This window comes from Cohnella rhizoplanae, from assembly GCF_948329515.1.
Classification (GTDB): Bacteria; Bacillota; Bacilli; order Paenibacillales; family Paenibacillaceae; genus Cohnella; species Cohnella rhizoplanae.
Genome location: NZ_CAOJCN010000031.1, coordinates 30951 through 49976, shown reverse-complemented (window position 1 = coordinate 49976; position 19026 = coordinate 30951). Strand labels below are relative to the sequence as shown.

17 protein-coding genes and 1 riboswitch are annotated in these 19026 nt (G+C 62.8%); of the genes, 6 read left to right on the top strand and 11 right to left on the bottom strand.

Annotated elements, in window-relative coordinates; all coding sequences use genetic code 11:
* Positions 1-44: 44 nt before the first annotated feature.
* From PQG80_RS26460 to PQG80_RS26440, 5 genes are all read right to left on the bottom strand, one after another.
* Positions 45-953 carry a carbohydrate ABC transporter permease gene (locus PQG80_RS26460; protein ID WP_271754728.1) on the bottom strand — a complete coding sequence of 303 codons (909 nt, stop codon included), beginning with the start codon at positions 951-953 and terminating at the stop codon, positions 45-47.
* 59 nt (positions 954-1012) lie between these two features.
* The gene (locus PQG80_RS26455; RefSeq protein WP_271754727.1) at positions 1013-1972 is read right to left on the bottom strand and encodes an ABC transporter permease; all 960 of its coding nucleotides are present in this window, start codon (positions 1970-1972) and stop codon (positions 1013-1015) included.
* Between the two features lie 160 nt (positions 1973-2132).
* Complete coding sequence (locus tag PQG80_RS26450) at positions 2133-3746, bottom strand: response regulator (protein ID WP_271754725.1); 1614 nt, start codon at positions 3744-3746, stop codon at positions 2133-2135.
* A complete protein-coding gene (locus tag PQG80_RS26445; protein WP_271754724.1) occupies positions 3721-5535 on the bottom strand; it encodes a sensor histidine kinase in 1815 nt (604 codons plus the stop codon). The genes PQG80_RS26450 and PQG80_RS26445 overlap by 26 nt, the downstream gene beginning before the upstream one ends.
* Positions 5532-6314: an alpha/beta hydrolase gene (locus tag PQG80_RS26440; protein WP_271754723.1), complete on the bottom strand. Its 783-nt coding sequence runs from the start codon at positions 6312-6314 to the stop codon at positions 5532-5534. The genes PQG80_RS26445 and PQG80_RS26440 overlap by 4 nt, the downstream gene beginning before the upstream one ends.
* Positions 6315-6663: 349 nt before the next feature.
* Here PQG80_RS26440 and PQG80_RS26435 point away from each other — a divergent pair, with 349 nt between their 5' ends.
* The 3 genes from PQG80_RS26435 to PQG80_RS26425 all read left to right on the top strand — a co-directional run bounded on the left by PQG80_RS26435 (position 6664) and on the right by PQG80_RS26425 (position 10521).
* Entirely contained in the window at positions 6664-8736 is a 2073-nt protein-coding gene (locus PQG80_RS26435; RefSeq protein WP_271754722.1) for a M1 family metallopeptidase, read from the top strand.
* Positions 8737-8751: 15 nt separating this feature from the next.
* Positions 8752-9570 (top strand): hypothetical protein, encoded by an 819-nt coding sequence (locus PQG80_RS26430; RefSeq protein WP_271754721.1) that lies wholly within the window; start codon positions 8752-8754, stop codon positions 9568-9570.
* A 334-nt stretch (positions 9571-9904) separates the two neighbouring features.
* Positions 9905-10048, top strand: a riboswitch (cyclic di-AMP (ydaO/yuaA leader).
* A 5-nt stretch (positions 10049-10053) separates the two neighbouring features.
* A complete protein-coding gene (locus tag PQG80_RS26425; RefSeq protein WP_271754720.1) occupies positions 10054-10521 on the top strand; it encodes a C40 family peptidase in 468 nt (155 codons plus the stop codon).
* 186 nt (positions 10522-10707) lie between these two features.
* Here the strand turns inward: PQG80_RS26425 and PQG80_RS26420 are convergent, their stop codons facing one another.
* The 6 genes from PQG80_RS26420 to PQG80_RS26395 all read right to left on the bottom strand — a co-directional run bounded on the left by PQG80_RS26420 (position 10708) and on the right by PQG80_RS26395 (position 16442).
* Positions 10708-12099, bottom strand: coding sequence for a hypothetical protein (locus PQG80_RS26420; RefSeq protein WP_271754719.1), 1392 nt, complete (start codon positions 12097-12099; stop codon positions 10708-10710).
* Entirely contained in the window at positions 12096-13217 is a 1122-nt protein-coding gene (locus PQG80_RS26415) for a DUF58 domain-containing protein (protein WP_271754718.1), read from the bottom strand. The genes PQG80_RS26420 and PQG80_RS26415 overlap by 4 nt, the downstream gene beginning before the upstream one ends.
* Positions 13218-13220: 3 nt before the next feature.
* Positions 13221-14183 carry an AAA family ATPase gene (locus PQG80_RS26410; protein WP_271754717.1) on the bottom strand — a complete coding sequence of 321 codons (963 nt, stop codon included), beginning with the start codon at positions 14181-14183 and terminating at the stop codon, positions 13221-13223.
* Between the two features lie 170 nt (positions 14184-14353).
* Positions 14354-15220, bottom strand: coding sequence for an ABC transporter ATP-binding protein (locus PQG80_RS26405; protein WP_271754716.1), 867 nt, complete (start codon positions 15218-15220; stop codon positions 14354-14356).
* A gap of 103 nt (positions 15221-15323) precedes the next feature.
* Positions 15324-16166, bottom strand: a complete 843-nt coding sequence (locus tag PQG80_RS26400; protein ID WP_271754715.1) for a polysaccharide deacetylase family protein — start codon at positions 16164-16166, stop codon at positions 15324-15326.
* Positions 16167-16235: 69 nt separating this feature from the next.
* Complete coding sequence (locus tag PQG80_RS26395; RefSeq protein ID WP_090117637.1) at positions 16236-16442, bottom strand: DUF1657 domain-containing protein; 207 nt, start codon at positions 16440-16442, stop codon at positions 16236-16238.
* Positions 16443-16635: 193 nt separating this feature from the next.
* Here PQG80_RS26395 and spoVAC point away from each other — a divergent pair, with 193 nt between their 5' ends.
* From spoVAC to PQG80_RS26380, 3 genes are read left to right on the top strand one after another with little or no spacing between them, the layout of a single operon-like run.
* On the top strand, positions 16636-17109 hold the full coding sequence (gene spoVAC, locus PQG80_RS26390) for a stage V sporulation protein AC (protein WP_271754714.1): 474 nt from the start codon (positions 16636-16638) through the stop codon (positions 17107-17109).
* Between the two features lie 15 nt (positions 17110-17124).
* Positions 17125-18156 (top strand): stage V sporulation protein AD, encoded by a 1032-nt coding sequence (spoVAD, locus tag PQG80_RS26385; RefSeq protein WP_271754735.1) that lies wholly within the window; start codon positions 17125-17127, stop codon positions 18154-18156.
* A gap of 4 nt (positions 18157-18160) precedes the next feature.
* Positions 18161-19021: a DUF421 domain-containing protein gene (locus PQG80_RS26380; RefSeq protein ID WP_271754713.1), complete on the top strand. Its 861-nt coding sequence runs from the start codon at positions 18161-18163 to the stop codon at positions 19019-19021.
* The last annotated feature ends 5 nt before the right edge of the window (positions 19022-19026 follow it).

Genomic DNA, 19026 nt, shown 5'->3' with positions numbered 1-19026 from the left:
TATATCGACACACAGGCTCGGCCTGTCGATACCGTTCGTCGCGCTCAGCTTTTCACGGCCCCGAGCGTAAGGCCTTTAACGAAGTAATTTTGCAGGAACGGATAGACGACCAGAATGGGGACCGTCGCCACGATGGTGATGGACATGCGGATCGATTCCGGGGATACCCGGTTCGCGAGCTCCTGCCCGCCGTGGACCGCGGCCGCGTTCCCGCCGGATGCCGACGTGTTCTGAAGAATCTTCATAAGCTCGTACTGCAGCGTGGTCAGCGAGGTGCGGCCCCCGTTGTACAGGAAGGTGTCGAACCAGGCGTTCCACTGTCCGACCGCCAGGAACAGGGCGATGGTGGCAAGCACGGGCTTGCATAGCGGCAGGATTACTTTGGCGAAAATCTGCAAGTCGTTGGCGCCGTCCAGCTTGGCCGACTCCTGGAGCACGAAAGGGAGGCCGTCGATGTACGAACGGAGGATAAAGACGTTCCAGGCGCTGACGAGCCCGGGCAGGATATACACCCAGAAGGAATTAAGCAGGTGCAGATCCCGGATCAGCATATAGACAGGGACAAGGCCGCCGGAGAAGTACAGCGTGAACGCCAGCGCCAGCGATACGAATCTCCGTGCTACGAAATCCTTGCGGCTCAGACTGTAGGCGATCAGAGAGGCGCTGAACAGCCCGGCGAACGTGCCCAGCACGGTGCGAAGAACCGAGTTGCCGAAAGCCGTGAGCAGGTTCGAATACTGAAAAATCGTGCGGTAATTGTCAAGCGTGAACGACCGCGGCCATAAATAGATGCCGCCGCGCACCGTGTCCGCAGAATCGTTCAGCGAGATGGCCAGAATGTTGATGAACGGGTACAGGGTCACGACGCCTACCGTCGTCATTAACGCGTACAATAGCGCCGTGAAGATCCGGTCCGACGCTTTTCCTCCGGACTTGACTGCGGTCTGGGGCATGAAGTCCTCCTCTCTCCGGCCGTCCCGCGGATCGTGACGCGGGACGGCGCGCGTTTTTTTTAAATCACGCTTTCCTTGGTCATTCGCTTGAAAATGCCGTTCGAAATCAGAAGCAGGACGATGCTGACGACCGAGTTGAAGATGCCGATCGCCGTCCCGTACGAGTACCTGCCAACCTTGATTCCATAGTTAAGTACGTAGAGGTCCAACACTTCGGAATAGTCGCTGACGATCGGGTTGCCGAGCAGGTACTGCTTTTCGAAGCCGATACTCGTGAGCCAGCCGATGGAGAGGATCAGCATAACCATGATCGTCGGGCGAATCCCCGGAAGCGTGATATGCCACATCCGCCTGAAGCGTCCGGCCCCGTCCATCGTAGCCGCTTCGTGCAGCTCGGGGTCGATGCCGACGATCGCCGCCAGGAAGATGATCGAGTTCCAGCCTGTCTCCTTCCACATGTCCGACATCGTCACGACCCCCCAGAACCAATGCTCCCTAGCCATGAACTGGATCGGTTCGTCCGTCAGATGCAGCAGCATCAGCAGCTCGTTGACGATGCCGTCGACGGACAGCATCTTGGTGACCAGTCCCGCCACGATGACCCAGGAGACGAAGTGAGGCAAGTACGCGATCGTCTGGATCGAGCGCTTGAACACCCTCCCGCGCATCTCGTTCAGCAGCAGGGCGAACGCGATGGGCACGGTGTAGCCGACGAATAGGCCGAGCAAGCTCATGCCGAGCGTATTGCGCAGCACCAAGTAGAAGCGCTCGTCCGCGAACAGCTCCGCGAAGTGGGACAGCCCGACCCATTCTTGGTCGCCGAAGGCGCGCCCCGGCCTGAAGTTCTGGAAGGCCATCGTCCATCCCCACACGGGGAGATAGTTGAAGACAAAAATCCACAAGACGAACGGCACGGACATCAAGAACAGCCACTTCTGTTCCCTCCACAGCTTAAAGGAAGTCCCGCCTTTTCTGACTCTCTGCACCCTTTGCTCCCCCCTCGTGTAATGCGCTTTCATTAACTGATCTCAGGTTATCAGCGGCGAGGTTAGCCGCACACCCGGCAGATTGGCGTTCTTATCCCGTGACAATTCGAGATGCGGCGGCATAAAAAAGAGCCTGCCCTTCGGCAAGCTCTCCTTGTTATAAAAATAGTCAAACCGTCCGGCCCTTCTCCGTTCAATCGGCGCCGGTCTCCCGCTTGTACCGGGAAGGCGGCATGCCGACGTACTTGCGGAATTTGCCGTTGAAGTATTCGACATTGGCGTAACCGACCATCTCGGCGACTTTGCCCACCTTGTGGCCCTGCGCCAGCAGCGCCTTCGCCCTGTCCATGCGGACGCGGTCCAGATAGGTGTTGAAATACTCGCCCGTCTGCTGGCGGAACAGCTTGCCGAGATACCCGCTGTTGTAATGATACAGCTCGGCCAGCAGCTCCAGCTTCAGTTCCTGGTCGCAGTTGGCGCGGATAAACTCGAGCATGCCTTGCAGCGTCGCGTCCGGACGGCTGCGCCTAAGCGCTACGGCCCATCGTTCGAGACGGCCGGCGAACGCTTCGAGGAGCGCGTCCAGCGTCTCGTGGCGCCCCCAATCGGCCGAATCGCCGGCAGGCGCATCGGGCGCGTCGGCCAGTTCCCCGTAGGACGCCGTCAGCCGCCTGCGCAGCGCCATATCCACCATGGCGATCCGCATCTTGATCGCCAGCTCCGCTTCACTCTCGCTCGCGATCAGCCGAACCGCCTCTTCAGCGGCGGCACGCAGCGTATCCGCCTGCCCGGAGCCGACCGCCAGCGCGAGCCGCTGCGCGAGCGATTCCGCGTCGAACGTTTGCCGGCGCGGCGCCGCTGTCGCATGCCCGGCCTCGCTTCTGCCGGCGACGGTCTCTCCGGCCGCATCGTTAGCCGGTTGGGCGCCGGATTCGCGGACGTCGATCCAGAACCCGGCGCCCGACCGGCTGACGAACGGATTGCGGGCGAGCCGAAGCAACTGCGCGCAGGTAGCCGCCCACTCGGAAGACGACGCTAGCAGCGGACCGGCATAGACGGCGATTCTCCCCCCTTGCGCCTCGAACAATTCGACCACGCTTCGGATGAGCGGCTTGACCGATGCGGCCGTCACGCCGTCGCCCAGGACCATCAATACAAACTCTTCCACGGGAAGCGCATGGACCCCCTCGCGTTCCGCCGCAGCGCCGCGGAGCAGCTCTTTGAGCGCTATGCCCGCCACGGCGTCAGCCTTCCGGCCATCGATCGCCACGAGCAGCAGGCGGCTTCTGCGCCACGGCAGTCCCAGCAGCTCCTCGCCTCTGCGCATGATCTCCGGATCTAACGCGGCCCCCTTGTCGGTTGCTAACCGCAGCAGCAGCGCTTCCCGTTCCTGCGCCTCTCCTTCTTCCGCCCGGGCGATGATTCGGCGCTCCTTGTCCAGCTCCGCGCGAAGCTTGCCCATCCGTTCCGCGAGTTCTTCCGGGTCGATCGGCTTGAGCAGATATGCCGACACGCCTTGTTCGATCGCCTGCTGCGCGTATTGAAAATCGGAATAGCCCGTCAACAGCACAAAGCGGCAGGTCAGACCCGCTTCCCGGGCATCTGCCAACATATCGAGCCCGCTGCGGCCGGGCATGCGGATATCGGCCAGCACCGCGTCGGGCCGGAGGGCCAGGCACATCTCCGCGCCCTGCCGGCCGTTGGCGGCTTCGCCGCACAGCTCGAAGCCCTGCTTGCGCCAGTCGATCAACGTCTTCAACCCTTCCCGGATCGCGGGCTCGTCATCCACGATCAGCAGCCGGTACATCCATCTTCTCCTCCTCCACAGGAAGCTCTAAGGTGACGATCGTTCCCACGCCGGGCTCGCTCTCGATCTTGACGCCCCACTCCGGGCCGTAAGACATTCTGATCCGCTGATGCACGTTACGCAGTCCGATTCTGAAGCCCCCTTCCTCCTCGGCAGCGTCCAGCTCTCGCCGAACCCGCTTCAGCTTGTCCTCGGTCATGCCGACGCCGTCGTCCATCACCTTGAGCTGCAGACGGTCGCGATCGGCGAAGGCCTGCACGGACACCGTACCGCCTGCCTCTTGTCCTTCGAGTCCGTGTATGACCGCATTCTCGACGACCGGCTGCAGCAGCAGCCGGTACAGCTTGCAGCGCAAAGCCCGCTCGTCGGCATCCAGCGTATATCTGAGCCGTTCGCCGTAGCGGAATTGCTGGATGCTCAAATAATGCTGCAGCATGTCGAATTCCTCGGACAGGGGCCGCAGTTCTCCGCCGATCTCCAGACTCTTGCGCATCAGCTGGCCGAGCTGCAGAACGGCGCGGGCAATCTCCGCGTCTCCCCGGACATGGGCCTTCATGCGTATCGACTCCAGCGTGTTGAACAGAAAGTGCGGGTTGATCTGGCTGGCCAGCAGCCGGAGCTTCGTCTCCTTCTGCTTGAGGAGCAGCGCGTTGCGCTGATCGTTCGCTGCCGTCACTTCCTCGAGGGAACGCCGGAGATCGCCGACCATCATATGAAAATGACGGGACAGCTGGCCGATCTCGTCCTCGCCGTCGATGGCCGCGAACGCAAGGAAGTTGCCCGAAGCGACCTTCTTGATCTCGGTGTTCAGCTTGCGGATCCGTTTGCCCAGCAGACGCGTGAACAGTACGATGAGCAGCGCGGCGACGCACAGGCTGAGCAGAATGATGAGAAAAGCCACCCGGCTGATGCGATTGGCATCCTTGACGATGTCGTGGACCGGAACGATGGACACGATGTCCAGTCCGCCGGTGCTGGCCTCGGGCACGTAGCGCTGGGCGAGCACCTTGGAGGGCTCGCCCTCGTAGACGGTCTCGAACTGCCTGAGCCCGGTCCCGGCCGGCTCCATCTGCAGCCCCAGCTCCCGCAACGTCTTCCCGATTCTCTCCGCATTGTTCGAAGCCGCGACGTATCCGTCGTCCGTCACGAGCAGCGTGTCTCCGTGCGCCCGGGAGAATACGCTGCGCAGCCGCTCCGGGTCGACGCCCATGATCAGCACGCCGTAGCTACGCTCGTCCCGGTAGGTGATCGTACGAATCAAACTAAGCCGATACCGCCCCCCGCGGCTCGCATCGGGAATATAGCGCCACACGATACGCCCCTGGGCCTCGAGCGCCTCGGCATACCAGGGACGGGCCGCAACCTCCGCGTTTTCCGCAAAGAACTCCCAGTTGTCCAGCAGCGTATCGTTCCGCGTGTAGAACCGAACGGAATTAATCTCGCGGTATAACCGTTTGTAATCGCGAAAGGCCGTGAATTCCGAATAGGCATTGACGACATCGAACGTGCTCTCGAACCGCGTATTGACGATCTTGCGCAGCTTCTGGTCGATGAGCGCCTGATTCGAGAGATCGATCGGCACGCGCATCAACTCGGACGTCCGCTTGCGGACGTCCTCGACATTTCCCGTCGACTCGCTCACCGCCTCCGCCAGCGCCTTCTCCCGGAGCGTCTTCGTCAGCATCAGGCCGACGAGCAGCACCGGGATGACGACGACCACGATATAAGTAAGCAGCAGCTTCTTCTGAATCGTGGTATTGACGGCAAAATGACGGATGAGCGCCCTCATGCTTGCGCCAGGGGAGAGGAGACGGGCATCCAGTCCAATACGCGCGCCAGGCGCCCTTCCCAGAAGTTCCAATCGTGGCCGCCGGGGCTCTCTTCGTAATGCACGGACAAGCCCCGGCCCTCGCAGTGGTCGCGGAATCGCCTGCCGCTCTCCAGGTGCCTGACGTCCTCGGCCCCGCAGCATTGATACAGCATCGGATGCGGAATTCCGCTGGACGCGAGCCGGTCCGCCAACGCGAACAGATCGTTCGCGCTGCCCTCGAGCTCTTCGCGGCTGCCGAAGATGTTCGCATAATCGGGCGGGCCCGATGCGTACTTGCCGACCGGATCCAGCGCGCCGGAGAGGCTGGCTGCCGCCGCGAACCGGTGCGGCCGGCGCAGCGCCCATTTGAAGGCGCCGTAGCCGCCCATCGACAGGCCCGCGACGAACGTATCCTCGCGCTCTTCCGATACCGGGAAGCAGCTCCCGATCAGCTCCGGCAGCTCCTCGCTAAGGTATGTCCAGAAGGACGGACCGCTTTTCATATCCGTATAGTAGCTGCGATGGACCTCCGGCATGACGACGGCCAGTCCCCGCGCCTCGGCCAAACGCTCGATCGAGCTTCGCCTCAGCCAAGCCGAAGAATCGTCGCCGAGACCGTGCAGCAGGTACAGCACAGGGTGCAATCTCTGCGGGCTCGTCCGCTGCGCGCCGGGATAGACCGGAGCGGGGAGCAGCACCTGAACCCCTACGGACATGCCGAGCACTTGCGAATAAATGTGGCCTTGCCACCAGAGCATGATGGGCCTCTCCTTCTTATGTCCGTTTTGTAAGTTAGATTCATGAACGTTCGCGGCGGAACGAATCACTCAAATTGTAAAATAAGCGTTCGTCGCCGTCCATGGCCGCGTAAACCTAGCGGATCCGATCGGGCAGAAGCCGGTCTGAAGCACGAACGAACCGAGAAAGCCAGTTCTACCAAGGCTCGCCGGACTTCGGCCGGCCAGCTGCCGCCATACGCCTCTAATTGTAAGGGGGTAACCGGACGGATTGAGAGGGGATGGGCGAAGTTGTGCCAAGCCCAGATATAATCCGCGGACAACCCACATATACATCTGCTAGACGCTTGTCAACGGGAGGGTTACCGTCATGCCCCAACGCCCCATTTATCGTATCGCCGCGCTCGGCGTCGCCGCCGCCGTGCTGCTCGGCTCGGCCAGCTTCGGATTCGACGACGCCTGGCAATCCCAGTTCACCCTGCCCGCCTATGCCGCACAAGATCCGCTGACGGCGCAGTCCCCTGACACGGCTGCGGCGGCAGATCCTTCCGCGGATCCGGCCGGGGCGCCCGCAGCGTCTCCCGCGGCCGACGGGCAGCGCAGCGCCGCCGCGGCGCCCCAAGCGCAGCCGTCGCCGATCCCGGCGCAGCCGCAGTCCGTATCCCTCAGCAACCGAATCGTCGATTACGACATCTCGGTCAAGCTGCTGGACGACGGACGGCTCGCCGGCTCCGAGACGCTGACCTGGAAGAATCCCGGACGCAAGGCCGTGACCGATCTTTATCTCCATCTATATCCGAACGCATTCGCGCCCGGCAGCACGTTCCTGAACGAGTCGGACGGGCAGCTGCGCGGCGTGAAGATGACGCCCGGCAAGGACGGCGCCATGGAGCTGACCGAGCTCGCCACCGAGGACGGCGAGACGCTGCTGCCTCGTCTCCGGTACGTCCAACCCGACGACGGCAACGCCCAGGACCGGACGCTGGTGGGATTCCGGCTCCCCAAGGCCGTCGCGCCGGGCCAGAGCGTCACCGTCCGCATGAAGTTCGACGTCAAGCTGCCGCAGGTGTTCGCCCGGATGGGCCAAGCCGGAGACTTCGTCATGGCGGGCCAGTGGTTCCCCAAGGTCGCCGCCTACGAGACGGCCGGCGTCCGCGGACGCACGGCCGAAGGCTGGGATCTCCATCAGTACCACGGCAACTCGGAGTTCTATTCGGACTTCGGCGTTTACGGCGTGAAGATCGACGTTCCCGAGGACCGCATCGTGGCGGCGACCGGGTTCCAGTACAAGCAGCCCGTCGTGAAGGAAGGACGGAAAATTTATCAGTTCTACGCCGAAGACGTTCACGATTTCTCCTGGTCCGCCTCTCCCCGCTTCGTGACCGCGGAGGACTCCTTCTCCTCGGCCGGCGTGCCCGGCGTGCGGATCAAGCTTTATCTCGATCCGCTGCACGCGGGTCAGGAGGCGCGCTACATGCACGCGGCCAAGTCCGCGCTGGCCAAGCTCGGAGAGTGGTACGGCGACTATCCGTACACGACGCTATCCGTCGTCGTCCCTCCCCCTGACGCGGAAGGCGCGGGCGGCATGGAATACCCGACGCTCGTCACGGGCGCGGCGGCCAAGAACGACAATCCGGGCTACGAGCTCGAGCGCACCCTCGTACACGAGATCGCGCACCAATATTGGTACGGCATCGTCGCGTCCAATGAATTCGAGGAGGCGTGGCTGGACGAGGCGTTCACGTCCTACAGCGAGGATAAGCTGATGGCGGCCATCTACGGCGTCTCGCCCCGCACCCCCATCGAGTCGTTGTACATGACGAACCCCAAGCCGCTCAAGCTCGATTCCTGGGCCTACGGCAGCTCGGACGCCTATGCGGAGAACGTGTACATGCGCGGCAAACTGGTGCTCAAAGCCATCGAGACGTTGACCGGGGAAAAGACGATGTCGAAGATCATCCGGTCTTATTTTCAAAAATACAAATTCAAGCACCCGGACAGCCAGAGCTTCCAGCGCACCGTCGAAGCCGTCACCAAGGAAGACTGGAAAGACTTCTTCCATGCCTACGTGTACCGGGGCGAATCGGCCGACTTCGCGGTGGCCTCCGTCCGCACCGAGCCGGACGGCGAGGGCGGGTATCAGTCCTTCGTCCTGCTCACGAGGACCCAGGGCAGCCCGCAGGCCGCGACCGTACAGTTCGGCTTCAAGGACGGCAAGACCGTACGCAAGACGTGGGACGGCGTCCAGAATCATATCCAGATCCGTCTGCAGTCCGCGGCGCCGCTGTCGTACGTGTCGGTCGATCCGATGCTGGACGTCGTGCTCGACCACAGCCGCTACGACAATTACCTGAAGGCCGAAGCGCCGAAGCGCCAGCGGACCAAGCTGGACGTGACGCTGGGCCAGCTGATCGACGCGATCGTCGGCAGCATGGCCTGGTGAAGAGGAGGAGCCGATATGAACGACGCGATCCGGATAGGCTGGGAAACGACCAAGCGGCATAAATACGTGCTCGTCGCCCTCTTCCTGTACCGCTTGCTATGGGGATTTTTTCTCTACCGCTTCATCGACTCGGTCGTCGCCCCGCTCCTCCTCCGCTACCCCGACGAGCATCCGCTCGGCGCGGCGGCCAAGCAGCTGTTCGCGGTCGAAGCCCAGTTCCGCCTGCTGAAGACGGATCTGGCCGACGGCACGCTGCTCATGCTGGGCGGCATGCTGCTCCTCCGGATGCTGCTGACGCCGATCCTGAACGCGGGGCTGTACTATTCCTTCACCCACGCGGAGGACGCGAGGGGAACCCAGGTCCTGCAAGGCATCAAACGCGCATGGAAAAAGGTATCCCTCCTGTACGGCGCCGAAAAGCTGCTCGCCCTGGCGCCCGCGTGCTGGCTGGTCCCCTTCGGCCGCGCCGCCTATCTGAGCGAGCCGAACGCGGAGTCCTGGCTCGGCCAGATGCTCCCCTATGCGGCGGGCTGGGCGCTCTGGATGCTGCTGGTGCACCTTCCGTTTCTGTTCATGCAGTTCAGCGCCGCCGCCGGGGACAGCCCCTGGCAGGGCGCGCTCCGCTCGCTGCGCCGCCTGCTCCCCTTGCTTGGCGTGACGGTCCTGCTGCCGCTCCTCTCCCTGCTCGGCTCCGCGGCCGTATCCGCTGCCGCCTTCCTCTGGACCGGCTTGCTCGTGATCGTGCTGAACCAGGCCTTCCACTTCGCCCGGTCGACGATCGCGCTCTGGACGGCAGCCTGTCAGCATCGGCTGTGGCAGCGCGAGGAAGCTTGAACGCTCTGGTTAAATAAGCAAGAGACGACGCTCGGTTCATCCCGCGATGAACCGAGCGCCGTCTCTTTTTTTCGTCCGCTATTAATATCGAACGAGAGGGCGGCATAGACTACGTTCATACTCTTGCGACCGCAGCCTTGTCGAAGACTTGCTCCCTCTTAATCTTTCTCATTTATTCATAGGCCTGGCCTCACCTTCGCTTGCAGCCCGCAGCCCTTGTCGCGCTTAGGTTTCGAGACTTCGCCAGCATATTCCTTTTAATTTGGGACATTAAGGAATTCTAATCTTTAAGGAGCAGGAGTTGGGGCCTAAAAATCGAATTTCTAAAGCTAAGGTGCGAAAACTGCCGAATTCCCGCGCACTGGGAAACGGGGGAACCAGTCTTTACCGGGTGAATTGACTTTGCTCGCCGCAGAAGTCATAGGGAACCTTCAACCGAACCCTCCAGCTAACCTCGTAGGCACTTGGAAGGAGCTTGACGTTTTGCGTAAAGTTTCAGTCATCATTCTTGCTTTAACCTGCTTGCTGGCCTTCCAGATGGGCAGCGCGTCTGCCGCGTCCAAGCTCGACTCGACCGTCTCCAAGCTGATCGGTATCGATTACGATTACGGCGGCACGACGACTAGCGGCTTCGACTGCTCCGGATTTACGGCCTATGTATTCAAGAAGTTCGACGTCAAGCTTCCACACTCGTCCAAGGGCCAGTACGGCATGGGCGCCAAGGTCGCTCGCGACGATCTTCGTCCGGGAGACCTCGTATTCTTCAATACGAGCGGCAGCGGCGTATCGCACGTCGGCATCTATGTCGGCGACGATAAGTTCGCGCACTCGGCTTCGAAGGGCGTTACGATCTCGGATCTGGACGACAAGTACTATGCGAAGCGCTATCTGGGCGCTCGTCGCGTGATGGATTCCGATACTTACACTTCCGTGGCGATCGACCACGTGTAAGCGCGGACGTAGTGGAGTAGCTTAGGCAGAGACCCGCCCACAGAGCGGGTCTTTGCTGCTGCATGGAGTGAAATGGAGAGGTTACTTAGGTTGTACCCTGTCCAAGCGGGGCTTGAAACAGGCCCGCAAAAAAGTTTTATGATTTAATAAGGAGCTCCGGCATGACGCCTGAGCTCCTTTTATCATTCATTTCCTCCAGGGATAATCGGCGCCCAGACGGTCCGCTTCCTCGGACTTCACGCGGCCGCCGTAGCGGGCTCTGCCGTACAATTCGCCGAGCTGTCCCGACTTGCGGGCCAGCCAGCCGCCGGCGGCAGGCCTATCGGCCCGGGCCTTAGGCGCTTCGTCCTTGCCCTGCCATTCTTCGATCGCCCGGATCGTCTCGGTCGGCGTGCGCGATTCCTCATGCGCGTACCCTTCCCCGACGGCATCCGCCAGCGCAGCCGCATACAAGCTTCGCACCCGCTCCTCGGGCGGCAGCGCCGACCATTCGTCGAGCCTTAGCGCGCGCTTCGCCTTCGGACGGCGGCGAGAGAACAATCTCGCCAGCAGCTTTTCCCCTTGCAGCAGGCTCTCGCGCTCCTCGGTGTAGCCGAGGTCCGCCTCGCCCGCGCGCTTTCCTCCGAGAAGCTTGTCGTACCACGCCTTGACCCGCTCGGAGATTCGCCGCCACCATACGGCGTTCAACAGATAACGGCGCGCCAGGAAGTAGACGACGGCAAGCGCCAGCAGCGCGAGCGCTACGTACACGGCGTACTCCAACCATATCCAGAGCCGGTTGGGGCCTTGGTCCTGCTGCGGAATTATCGGCGGCCGAGGCGGCGCCTCGGGCTCCGGCACGGATTCTGGAGCAGGCTCGCCCGCGGGCGCGAGCGCGATAAGCCAACGGATGAACCTGGCGACCTGCGGCCAGATCGGCACCCCTGCGAACGGGAGAAAGACCAGCGCGACGACGAGGCCCCACAGCGCAAGGTATCGCTTGCCGGCGACCGCGAGCCGCCTCGTGACGAGTCCGGCATATAGGCCGGCCTCGGCCAGCGAACGCGCCTGCAGAAAGTACAGCGCAGCCGCCAGCCAGCCGATTCCCGCTGCAAGCAGCAGCGGCTTCGCGCCGGCGGCGATGCCCAGCGGTGAAGCCGCAGCGAGGACGAAGGCGTGCAGGCCGACCGCGGTAGAGGCGCGCACCGTGCGCGCCCAGTCGCGGCGGGCGCCCCACGACAGCACGCCGACGGGCAGGACGAGCCACAGCAGCCGCGGATTGGACATGCCGGCGGCGGCGGCCGTCGCCGCGATGAGCGCGAGATGCGCGAGCGACGCAGGGAACTTGCGGCGCAGGAGCGCGGGGAGGGCGCGCCCCGCAGCGGCGCCCAGCCAGGCGAAGCCGACCCACCCGGCCGCGGGCAGCTCCAGGTCCGCGTAGCCCATGAGCAGAAGCAGAATCGGATATACCGCGAGCGCGTCGGCTAGACTGCGGAGCGCCAGCTTGATCGTGCCCGTCGGCTGCGCCGGATCGCTGGTATGCGTCGAATTCGACTGTTGCGCCGGGTCGGTCGGATAAGTCCGTTCTATTGAATTCATGGCGTCCCTCCGACGGCTTGGCGCATAGCCGGACGGTCCTTATACAGCAGCATGACCTCCACCCGGTTGCCTGCCTGCCGCAGTCTGCGCACGGCCAGCTCCTGCTTCGGCGTCAGAAACGCCGTGATCAGCAGCAGATTCGCCCCCCGCATGCGGGAGCCCAGCAGCTCCTCGAGCAGATAACTCAGCTCCAGGCGAACGACGGGCTCGAATCCCGTCATCGCCTCCAGCATCGCGTAGAGCTGGCCTTTCCCCCGCGCCGGCTCGATTCGCAGCGGGATCGTCTCGTCGCCCTGAACGCGCCCGTTGTAGATAAGCCCCGCTCTTCCCCCGCCGTCGAGCGCCTGCTTGGCGACGGAGGCCGCGAGGCTGATGGCCTCTTCGAACTTTTCCAAGGCGATCCGCCTGTTCGTCGACGCATCGGCGACCTCGGCGTTAAGCAGCACGGTCACGTCGCCGCCGATCATCGTCTCCCGGCGGTTCACGAGCAGCTCGCCCGTCTTCGCGGTGGCGCTCCAATTCACCTGCTTCATGGGGTCGCCGCCGCGGTAGGCCCGTACGCCCGCCGTGTGGTAATGATCTTCGCGAAAAGCGTCCGGCGAGCTCATCGCGCTCTGCACCCAATCTCTCGCCGCCCGCGGCAGCTCCCTGACGCTCAGCAGCCTCGGATATACCGTCACGGCGCAGTCCGAGGCAACCTGCAGCGAGCCGGATGTCATGCCGAGCAAGTCGCCGTGCGTAATCGTGAGCGTGGGGACCCGGTATCGTCCCCGGTGCAGGCAGGCGACCTCATGCCGCCTCACCAGCTTCGTGTAGGGCCCGAGCGTGAACAGGCTCGCATGATTCTGCAGCGTCTGACCCACGCTGACGGCCAGATCCGCGGTCTCCTTGCCGAATCGCAGCGCGGACGGCATCTGCGTCTCGACCCGCAGCCAGGGCAGCGGCAGCCACTTGGCGTTGACGAGCCGCTCCTCCATCCAGATCCGGTCCCCCGCGTACGCCCTGGGCGCGCTAAATCTGCGTTCATACCGGATACGCCGCAGTCCGAACCGCCGGAACAGCAGCCGCTGCGCCATCGCGACGACGTAAGCAACGATCAGCAGCCTGAGGATCGGCATGCGCTAAGCGTATACCGCGTCCTGCTCGGCAGGCACGGGAATCCGGCTCACGATCTCGCGTACGATCGACTCCGCGCGGCCGCCGCCGGCCAGTTGATCGTGGAGCACCAGGCGGTGCGCGAGTACGGGTACGGCGAGCGCCTTCACGTCCTCGGGCAGCACGAAGTCGCGGCCGCGGAGCAGCGCCCTCGCCTGCGCGGCCCGCATGAACTGCAGGCTCGCGCGCGGGCTGGCGCCGACGGCCGTGTCTTCGCTGTCGCGGGTGGCGGATACGATCGCGAGCATGTAGCGCAACACGTCGTCGTGGCAGCGGACGTCCCGGAGCGTCTCCTGGAGGCGGAGGACCTCGTCCAGCGCGAGGACGGGCTCCGCGGCCGCGAGCGGATCGCCGCCCATGAAGCGGCGCAGGATCTCCGCCTCTTCGCCGGCGGAGGGATAGCCCATCGGGACGCGCAGCATGAAGCGGTCGAGCTGGGCTTCGGGCAGCGGGAACGTCCCGTGGCTCTCCACCGGGTTCTGCGTCGCGATGACGAGGAACGGCCGGGCCAGCGGATACGTTTCGCCGTCGATCGTCACCTGCCGCTCTTCCATGCTCTCGAGCAGGCTCGACTGCGTGCGCGGCGTCGCCCGGTTCAGTTCATCGGCCAGCAGAATATGGGTGAAGACCGGCCCTTTCCTCAGCTCGAAGGCGCCCGCCCGCTGATTGTAAAAGTTGATGCCCGACACGTCCGACGGCAGCAGGTCCGCCGTGAACTGAATGCGTTTGAACTCGCAGCCGAGCGACCTCGCGAGCGACTTGGCGAGCAGCGTCTTGCCCGTGCCCGGCACGTCCTCAAGAATGATATGCCCCGAAGCGAGCAGCGCGATGAGCGCATATTCCGCGGCCTCGGGCTTGCCGACCACGATCGCGGCGATCTGATCGAGGACGCGGCCGGTCTTGTCCCGAACTTCCCCCAGATGAACCATGGATGAGAACCTCCTTCACCTCAAACGCTTTCATTTTCCAGCTATCTTCATATTACAGAGGCCGGGGCGGAATAACAAACATGCCTTACCCGCCGGTCCCGCGCGCTCTAAAGATCCAACCAAAAAAGGCCGCCTCCCCCTTAAGGGGAGACGACCCTGACAGGTCAACCCTATACGACCGCCGCGGCTAACCGGCCGTCTTCGCGTACCGCGGACGGACTCGCCGCGGAAGCCGCCGGCGCCTGAGCATGACCCTCGGCCAGCCCGTAAGGCAGGCAGAGCGGCGCGCCCGTGCGCGGATCCGGGATGACGTCGGCGTCGATGCCGAATACGTCGCGGAGCATCGCAGGCGTCATGACGACCTCGGGATGTCCCTCGTAGAGCACCGTGCCGCGCTTAAGGGCGACCAGATGCTGCGAGAAGCGCGCCGCATGGTTGAGATCGTGGACGACCATGATGATCGTGCGCTTCTGCTCGCGGTTCAGCTTCTCCAGCAGATTCATGACCTCGATCTGATGAGCCATGTCGAGGAACGTCGTCGGCTCGTCGAGCAGCAGCACCTCGGTGCCCTGCGCGAGCGACATCGCGATCCAGGCGCGCTGCCGCTGGCCGCCGGACAGCTGGTCGACGGCGCGGTCGTGGAACTCGCCCATGCCGGTCGCCTGCAGCGCCCAGTCGATCATCCGGTTGTCCTCGGCGGACAGCGTGCCGAAGCCGCGCTGGTGCGGGTAACGGCCGAACGAGATGAGCTCCCGTACCGTGAGTCCCTCCGGGGAAGTCGGGTTCTGCGGCAGGATGGCGAGCTGCTTCGCCACTTCCTTGGTCGGCTGGCGGTGAATCTGCTTGCCGTCGAGGAATACGCCGCCGCTCTGCGGGTTCAGGATCCGCGCCAGCGACTTCAGGATCGTGGACTTGCCGGAGCCGTTCGCCCCTACCAGAGAAGTGATCTTGCCGTCGGGCACGGACAGATTGAGATTCTCCACAATACGCCGGCTGCCATAGGCGAGTGTCAGCTGATTCGTGCTTAACCGCGACATATCTTCACTCCTCCGGCGAACGGGTTCGCCTCTATGTTTGTCTATGATAATCGTTATCATTATCAATTCATAATAAGAATGATAATGGTTCTCAACCTTGAAGTCAACGATTTACCAGATTTGTTTTTGAATTTTTTGCGCGCAGCAGCTCCGACACGGTCACGAAGCTGTAACCTTCCTCGGCGAGCTTGGGCAGGATCACGCGCAGCGCGTCGATCGTTTGCGTCCTGCCGCTCACATAATCGTGCAGGAGCACGATGTCCCCGCCGCGCACGTCGTTCAGGATGCCCTTGACGATGTGACCCACGCCGGGACGCGCCCAATCGTCCGTGGCATGGTGCCACGACCAGAGCACCGTCATCAGTCCCTCCTCGCGCCCGACCGACAGCACCCGCGAATTAAAAAAGCCCTCAGGCGGGCGGAACAGGACAGGCATCGCGCCGGCGGCCATGGCGATGCTCTTCTGCGCCATCGAGATCTCGCCGCGGATCTGCGCGTCCGTGCAATGCAGCAGCATTCGGTGCGTGTATGTATGATTCGCGACCTCGTGTCCCTCCAGCGCCTCCCGCCTCACGATGCCGGGGTACTGCTCCGCCTTTTTGCCCGTGATAAAAAAAGTCGCGCGCGCCCCGTATTGCCCGAGCAAGTCCAGAATCGCCGGCGTATCCACAGGATCCGGACCGTCGTCGAACGTAAGCGCGATGGCTTTGCCTTCCACCGGAATCTCCCAGACCGCTTCGCCGCGCGACTCGTAATAAGCCCTGCCTTTGAACGCCGGCGTGCGCCCGGCAGCGTTAGAAGCGGACGCGGCCCCGGTCGCCGCCTCTCCGCTTGCAGCCGCCTGTCCCATCCCTGCCAAGATCAGGACGGACGACAAGACGAGCTTCGCTAGACCGCCGCTAATCGACTTCTTTCTTTTATTCGCGCCGACATGCCGCATCATCATGCTCCTTTCTATGGAAGAGGGAGCCCCGACGCGCGCCGGAGCTCCCGATTTTTCAATTCCCCGCGATGTTCAGAAGCCTTTGTATTGCGGCTCTTCCTGCTCCAGCTGCTGGACGCGCTGCTCCACTTGGTCGACGATCTGCTGCGTCTGAGCGGCAGCGTCGGTGAAGAGCTGCTTGGCCTGCTGATTTTGCGTGCCGATCGCGAATTGCTCCAGGCTGGCTTGTGCGCTCTTTAAAGAAGCGACGGTAGTTTTCACTTGAGATGCTACGGTCATGTCGATGTACGCCTCTTTCCGTCTTTAATGTTCCCGCGCTCGGGACTTATGTACTTTGCCCGTCCGCGCCTCCCCTCACAACTGCAAAAATTTGGTTAGCGGCCAATACCGGTCGCATTGCGGCTAAAAATCCGGTCCCCGAGGCATCCTCAATCTATACTGCCCGCCATTTGCTCAAGAGGAGGCGACCGCCGTGGCGAACAACAAGATCAAGAAACTGACTCCCGTGCAGCAGGAATACCGACAGCTTGCCCTGAAGCGGCAGCCCGCGCGTCCCGTCGCAATGAATTGCCTCCGCGCCTTCGTCGTAGGCGGCCTCATCTGCATCCTGGGGCAGGGCATCCAGGACGCGTTCATGCACTTCGCAGACATGACGCAAAAAGAGGCCTCCGCGCCAACGGTCGCCGTCCTGATCGCGATCGCCGTGGCGCTGACCGCGATGGGCGTCTACGATAAGTTCGGCCAATGGGCCGGGGCCGGCTCGGCGGTACCCGTGACGGGCTTCGCGAACGCGATGTCGTCCGCGGCCATCGAGCATCGCAGCGAGGGGCTCGTGCTCGGGACCGGCGCGAACATGTTCAAGCTCGCGGGTTCCGTCATCGTGTTCGGCACCGTGGCCGCGTTCTTTATCGGGCTCATTCGATTGGTATTCGGATATGGAAGGTGAGGGAGGCCCATGACGATCCTGAAAGGACATCAAAGCTGGCTGTTCCGCGACAAGCCCGTCATTCTGTCGGCGGCCACGGTCGTAGGTCCGTTCGAGGGACGAGGCCCGCTCGGCCATGACTTCGACATCGTGCATCAGGACTCGCTTGTCGGCCAGGACAGCTGGGAAAAGGCAGAACGCGCCTACCTTGAAGAAGCTGCCAAGATCGCGATGGAAAAGTCGGGCATGACGAAGGACCAGATCAGCTTCTACGTCGGCGGGGACTTGATGAACCAAATTACGAGCACCAGCTATGCCGCGCGGACGCTCGCGATGCCCTATATCGGCGTGTTCGGCGCTTGCTCCACCTCGATGGAGAGCCTTGCCGTCGCTTCCTACCTGATCTCCACCGGCGGCGCCAAATACGCGCTGGCCGGTACCTGCAGCCACAATTCAACCGCCGAGAAGCAGTTCCGCTACCCGACCGAATACGGCTCGCAGAAGCCTCCGTACGCGCAATATACGGTGACAGGCGCCGGCACCGCGCTCGTCGCGGGCGAAGGCGTCGGGCCCCGCGTCTCCGCGGCGACCATCGGCCGCGTCGTCGACATGGGCATCACGGATCCGTTCAACATGGGCGCGGCGATGGCGCCCGCCGCCGTCGATACGATCATCTCGCATTTTCGCGACCTCGGCGTCGGTCCGGACCATTACGACCTGATCGTGACGGGAGATCTGGCCAAGGTCGGCTACGAGCTCGCGAACGACCTTTTCGACAAGCATCGCATCCCGATGCACAAGACGCGTTACCGCGACTGCGGCATGATGATCTACGACTATGACAAGCAGATGGTGCAGGCCGGCGGCAGCGGATGCGGATGCTCGGCGGTGGTGACGTACGGGCACTTGCTGAAAAAGCTGCAAAAAGGCGAGCTGCGGCGGATTCTGGTGGTCGCGACGGGCGCGCTCATGTCGCCGCTGGCCCTTCAGCAGAGCGAATCGATTCCCGGCATCGCCCACGCGGTGGCACTGGAGGCGCCGGACACCATTTTGGAGAAAGAAGGTTAACGATATGCCGGTGTGGGGACACATCATATTCCGCTCGCTGGGCGCCTTGATCGTGCTCTTCGTCATGGCCAGGCTGCTCGGTAAAAAGCAGATCTCCCAGCTGACGTTCTTCGAATATATACTGGGCATCACGCTTGGCGAACTGGCGGGCTTCATTTCCACGGACATCGAGACCCATTACTCGCACGGCCTCATCGCGCTGGCGGTCTGGTTCGCCGTTCCCTTCTTCCTTGAATACTTGTCCATGAAGAGCATCCGTCTGCGTCATCTCCTGGAGGGCAAAGGGCGCGTCGTCATCAAAGAAGGCAAAGTCCTCGAAGATAATCTCAAAAAGGAGCATCTTACGACGGACGAGCTCATGGAGCAGCTGCGGGGAAAAAACGCGTTTAAACTGGCCGACGTCGAATTCGCGGTCATGGAGACCAGCGGCGAGCTGAGCGTGCTGATGAAGAAAGACAAGCAGCCGCTCACGCCCAGCGACATGGAGCTTCCCAAGGTGCACGAGGTCGAGCCGCAGGTCGTCATCATGGACGGCAAGATGATGAACGAACCGCTGGCCACCGCCGGCCTCAGCCCCGGCTGGCTCGCCGCCGAATTGGAGAAGATCGGCGTCACGGTGGATAACGTATTTCTCGGCCAGGTAGATGCTTACCAACAGCTATACGTCGACCTGTACGATGACAAGATCCAGGTACCGGTGCCTCAGGGCAAGGCGCTGCTGCTGGCCAGCCTCAAGAAGGCCGAGGCGGATCTGGAGCTGTTCGCCGTCGCGACCAAGGACGACAAGGCCAAAGCCATGTACACGCGCACGTCTGCCGCCCTGCAGAAGGTCATCGCGGATCTGAAGCCGATGCTCCAGGGCTGAGCCTG

Bases quoted from the DNA above. Each gene is read 5' to 3' on its own strand.
- PQG80_RS26460 (WP_271754728.1), bottom strand. From the start codon at position 953: ATGCCCCAGACCGCAGTCAAGTCCGGAGGAAAAGCGTCGGACCGGATC.
- PQG80_RS26455 (WP_271754727.1), bottom strand. From the start codon at position 1,972: ATGAAAGCGCATTACACGAGGGGGGAGCAAAGGGTGCAGAGAGTCAGA.
- PQG80_RS26450 (WP_271754725.1), bottom strand. From the start codon at position 3,746: ATGTACCGGCTGCTGATCGTGGATGACGAGCCCGCGATCCGGGAAGGG.
- PQG80_RS26445 (WP_271754724.1), bottom strand. From the start codon at position 5,535: ATGAGGGCGCTCATCCGTCATTTTGCCGTCAATACCACGATTCAGAAG.
- PQG80_RS26440 (WP_271754723.1), bottom strand. From the start codon at position 6,314: ATGCTCTGGTGGCAAGGCCACATTTATTCGCAAGTGCTCGGCATGTCC.
- PQG80_RS26435 (WP_271754722.1), top strand. From the start codon at position 6,664: ATGCCCCAACGCCCCATTTATCGTATCGCCGCGCTCGGCGTCGCCGCC.
- PQG80_RS26430 (WP_271754721.1), top strand. From the start codon at position 8,752: ATGAACGACGCGATCCGGATAGGCTGGGAAACGACCAAGCGGCATAAA.
- PQG80_RS26420 (WP_271754719.1), bottom strand. From the start codon at position 12,099: ATGAATTCAATAGAACGGACTTATCCGACCGACCCGGCGCAACAGTCG.
- PQG80_RS26415 (WP_271754718.1), bottom strand. From the start codon at position 13,217: ATGCCGATCCTCAGGCTGCTGATCGTTGCTTACGTCGTCGCGATGGCG.
- PQG80_RS26410 (WP_271754717.1), bottom strand. From the start codon at position 14,183: ATGGTTCATCTGGGGGAAGTTCGGGACAAGACCGGCCGCGTCCTCGAT.
- PQG80_RS26405 (WP_271754716.1), bottom strand. From the start codon at position 15,220: ATGTCGCGGTTAAGCACGAATCAGCTGACACTCGCCTATGGCAGCCGG.
- PQG80_RS26400 (WP_271754715.1), bottom strand. From the start codon at position 16,166: ATGATGATGCGGCATGTCGGCGCGAATAAAAGAAAGAAGTCGATTAGC.
- PQG80_RS26395 (WP_090117637.1), bottom strand. From the start codon at position 16,442: ATGACCGTAGCATCTCAAGTGAAAACTACCGTCGCTTCTTTAAAGAGC.
- PQG80_RS26380 (WP_271754713.1), top strand. From the start codon at position 18,161: ATGCCGGTGTGGGGACACATCATATTCCGCTCGCTGGGCGCCTTGATC.